Consider the following 4,266-nt stretch of genomic DNA (forward strand, 5'->3'; position numbering starts at 1 on the left):
CAGGCGCTCCTCTTTTTTTTAAACGAATGAGCTGCGTCTATTTAAGTATTGCCTCTTTTCTAAGGTTACAGAAGTTAATTTTCATGGTAGTGCAATAAGAAAAGCTGCCAAAATGACAGCTTTATCTGCAACTCTTGCACCCGATATTTAAGAAGAAATCTTTAACGTTGGAGATCTAAATCATTTAAAGTCCCATTCAATATTTATCTGATTTTCTCCGCCAACTCTAAAATAATTCCCTCTGGACCACGAACGTAGCATAACTTATAACTTTCTTCATATTGCTGTATCTCACTAAAGATTTCCGTTCCCTTATTTTTCAATTTTGCAACAATAGCTTCAATATCTTCAACAGCAAAGCAAATATGTCGGATACCCAGCGTATTTGCAAAAGGTTGCTGAATATCTTTTTCATCTGACGGCGAATAAAATTTGACTAGCTCTATCCATGCCTGACCATCTGGCATCCCCAATCCTACACATGCCGTTTTAACATCATTAAGCCCAACTATTCTTTCCAACTGTTCTCCATCCAATTCCCATTCCGCTTGCACTTCAAGTCCTAAATCAAGAAAAAACGCTTTAGCCTCTGAAAGATCATTTACGTTTATACTCACATGATCTATTCTATTGATCTTCATATCTCATACCTCCTATGTTCCTGTTATTTTTAATACCTGTATTCGTGTAAGGTTTGTTTGAAATTCTAATTCGCTTAAAACGGGAAAATATCCTTCTTCAACAAATCTGCCCTTTAGTTTAACAAGAAAGAGCTGCCTTAATGACAGCTCTGATCGTAAACTCAAGCACCCGTTACTTTAAGAAGCAAATTTTATATACCCGAATTAACCAGATGCGAAAATAATCCTACTAAACCTATAACAATTGCAATGCTTAATAAAGCAATCGTATCAGGACCCCATACTGATCATACTCCTTTTTTAGAGTAATAGTATCAGTATCTCCAAGCTTTAGAGATTAATTGCGATTGTTTTGAGTTTTTTGCATCAGAACCCATTTTTTTCCCCTGTTTTTATATTCGGTTTTCTTTTATACTAGAATGAGCTTAACAATGAGGTAAACTTTATGGAACATACTAAAAACTTGCTCTTACAAGTAATGATTATTTTGATCCCTGTCTTTTTTTATTCTATGCATTTAACCAATCGTCATCAATTCATCGAAACGAAACGTCAAAAATTAATTTTCAGTTTCTTGGCAACGATTACATTAGTATTGTGCATGTCCTTCCCGATCTATTCGGATGTAAACGAGCGAAATGACCTGCGGTTTGTAGCTCTTATGATAGGAATATTTTATGGAGGTGGATACGCAACAGGTATTGTTCTCACGATCATCTTATTGTTGTATCGTTGGTATTTCGGGGGGGCAGGTTTTTATTCAACGGCATACGAAGTCCTTTTCTTCTTACCCATGTTTTTTTTAGCATATCCACGTTTCATCCAACAGGATCGAGCAGGTCGAATGAAACTGGCTTGGATGATAACATTGGGGATGTCCTTGATCTTCATCCTCGTGGATTTTCAAGAGATGGATTTTTTCAACCACACACTTCAGGAAATTTTAGCGATATGTGTTGCCACCATCGTAACCGTCTTTTTGATTGAAACCTTAAGGGAAAATGCCCAGTTACACATGGAAGCTCAACAGGCGGAAAAATATAAGATACTCGGAGAATTGGCCAGTTCCTTTGCTCATGAAGTTCGAAATCCCATGCAGACCAATCGAGGATTTCTCCAGTTACTTCTACAATCGCCAATTTCAGAGACGTATAAAAGGTATGTTCAAATTTGTATAGAAGAAGTGGATCGAACGAATGACGTCATTACCGAATATCTTTCGCTTGCCAAGCCAGAAGCAGATACGAAAGAGTCCGTCGATGTTTGCCAAAAAATACAAACAGTCGTCCAGATTCTCTACTCCTATGCTTTAGAACGAAAAGTAAGCATAGACGTCCGACTTCCGGAGCAAGAGTGTGCGATATTGGGTCATCCCCCAAAAATGAAACAAGCCTTCCTCAATATCATCAAAAATGGCATCGAAGCGATGCCTCAAGGTGGCGCGGTTTCCATTTGCGTGAAACAGGAGTCACAGCATGTGATGATCCAAATCCAAGATGAGGGAGTGGGGATGAATGAAGACGAAGTGAAACGTCTTGGACAACCATTTTATTCCCTGAAAGAAAAAGGAACCGGCATAGGACTCATGGTGAGCTATCGCATTATCGACTCGCTTCATGGAAAAATCACCGTCCAAAGCCAAAAAGGAAAAGGAACCACGTTTACCATTCGGTTCCCTCTCCATAATTGTAAAAATATCATCGCCATTAACTGACAAACATGAGCGTTAGCTAAAAATAAAAGTATATGAACCGTCAGGAGTTAAAGGGTATTGTTCGTAGATAACCGTACTGAGACAGTTGAAGTGTTTATCTTTAAGGAAAGTTATCAACTTCAAGAGTTATATGTAAAGGGAAAGATCTAATAGAAGTAAGTATTTTTGAAGACTTTATCATCGATTTAAAGAACATATTTCTATAATACAAATTCTAACCATCTATTAGCGTGTCATATCCAAACATGCGAGGGCATTCCAATGCCTTGTCTTTCAAAGTATGAAACAAGCGTTCAATCTCGTTTTTCAGATTGGGGTAGAGTCAGGAAAATGCGGATTTACAACGCTAAGGAAGTTTCAACCTAAAAAAAGCCGATTTCCAATAAGAAATCGACTTTTTATTTACGCTTCTTTCACTAAAGCACTCCGTTTGTTTAAGTGTAATTCTTCACAATAATATGGAAAAATTAAGCTGCCAAATGGCAGCCCAGTTGTTTTTCCTATAATTTATTAGTTAATGTTTTCTTTGTATTAAGGAATAACGAGCAATTGTTTTATCTTTAAATACTTGATAAGTTTCGTGCAGTGAAAGCAGCTAGATTGGTGAAAAGGGAGAATCGATTGCTGTGATATCCAATGAGTTAAAGGAACTTAAAAACAGCATTAAGTATCTGGAAACAGAACTTCAAGTGGTATTAGAAATTCAAAAATAAGACCATAAGCATTCGAAGAATATTTGTGTTAAAATGAATAGTCTGTTTGATAGAAAGAGAGAGGAATATATATGAATCAAATGCAAACTAAAACACCTAAAAATTTCTTTAAAAACCTAATCAGCCTCATTAAAGGGAAAGTCTTTGTTATCAATGTGCTTCCTGTGTTGGCAGGATATTTTTTATCTTCGCATATCAACCATCTTCCACTTGCTGAACATATTGCCTCTTTCTTTGTTACATTAATAGGAAGTGCCTTTGTCATTGCTGGTGCTTTAATGTTGAATAATTGGTACGAAGCCGATTTAGATAATCTAATGGAGCGAACTAAAAATAGACCGAGTGCTAATGGAGAGTTCAGCAAGAAGTTTGTTTTAACTTTAGGAGTTACAACAAGCATAATAGGATTTTTAATATTGCTTTTTACTAATGCTGAAGTGTTACTATTTTCATTCATTGGTTGGTTTTTTTATGTGGTCTTGTACACATTTTGGAGCAAACAAAAATACTCATGGAACACGATTATTGGTGCCGTATCAGGATGCGTAACACCGTTAATCGGTTGGTCTGTGTTATCTAGCAGTTTTCAACTTATTCCTATGATGATGGCACTCATCGTATTCATTTGGCAAATGCCCCATACTTATTCCATCGCCATACGAAGATTTGATGATTACAAACGGGCAGGATTCGCCATGTTACCTGTTGTATCAGGCATCAAGAAAACGAAAATCCATCTTCTATTTTATCTTATCTGTTTGATTCCAATGCCATTCTTCATGAAATCTCTTGGTTTGTTTTTCATCGGATTTATGACACTTTTAAATATCGGATGGATAAGTTTATCTATAAGCGGATTTGCTACACAAAACGAAGAACATTGGGCGAAACGGATGTTTAAATACTCCGTTATTCATATGATGTTATTTCTTATATCTATTATCGTGGTGTCAATTTAAAAAGAACCCTGGCTCAAGGGTTCTTTTTATTTCTTCACTCTACATCCTAAAGTTTGTTCATTGACCAAAATAAAAGATGGGTTTTACAAAACAAACTCCCTCCTTAATCTTGTTATTTGAATCAAAAAGAAATTGATTCCTTCTTGAGGAAACCTGACCGTTAGTCCAAAAAGAAAAGCCACCAAGATTGGCAGCTGGATCTTCAAGTAAAGCTACCCTTTCGTATTATAAGGTCAGCC

General features: G+C 36.4%; 3 protein-coding genes. 2 read left to right on the plus strand and 1 reads right to left on the minus strand.

Translation table 11 applies throughout. The features are described from left to right. Positions 1–203: 203 nt before the first annotated feature. On the minus strand, positions 204–641 hold the full coding sequence (locus tag COD92_RS31315; protein ID WP_098532436.1) for a VOC family protein: 438 nt from the start codon (positions 639–641) through the stop codon (positions 204–206). Positions 642–1,086: 445 nt separating this feature from the next. Here COD92_RS31315 and COD92_RS31320 point away from each other — a divergent pair, with 445 nt between their 5' ends. Both COD92_RS31320 and cyoE read left to right on the plus strand, forming a co-directional pair. Further along, positions 1,087–2,355: an ATP-binding protein gene (locus tag COD92_RS31320; protein ID WP_098532437.1), complete on the plus strand. Its 1,269-nt coding sequence runs from the start codon at positions 1,087–1,089 to the stop codon at positions 2,353–2,355. 784 nt (positions 2,356–3,139) lie between these two features. Next, entirely contained in the window at positions 3,140–4,027 is an 888-nt protein-coding gene (gene cyoE / locus COD92_RS31325) for a heme o synthase (RefSeq protein WP_098532438.1), read from the plus strand. The last annotated feature ends 239 nt before the right edge of the window (positions 4,028–4,266 follow it).

This window comes from Bacillus sp. AFS037270 (assembly GCF_002585305.1).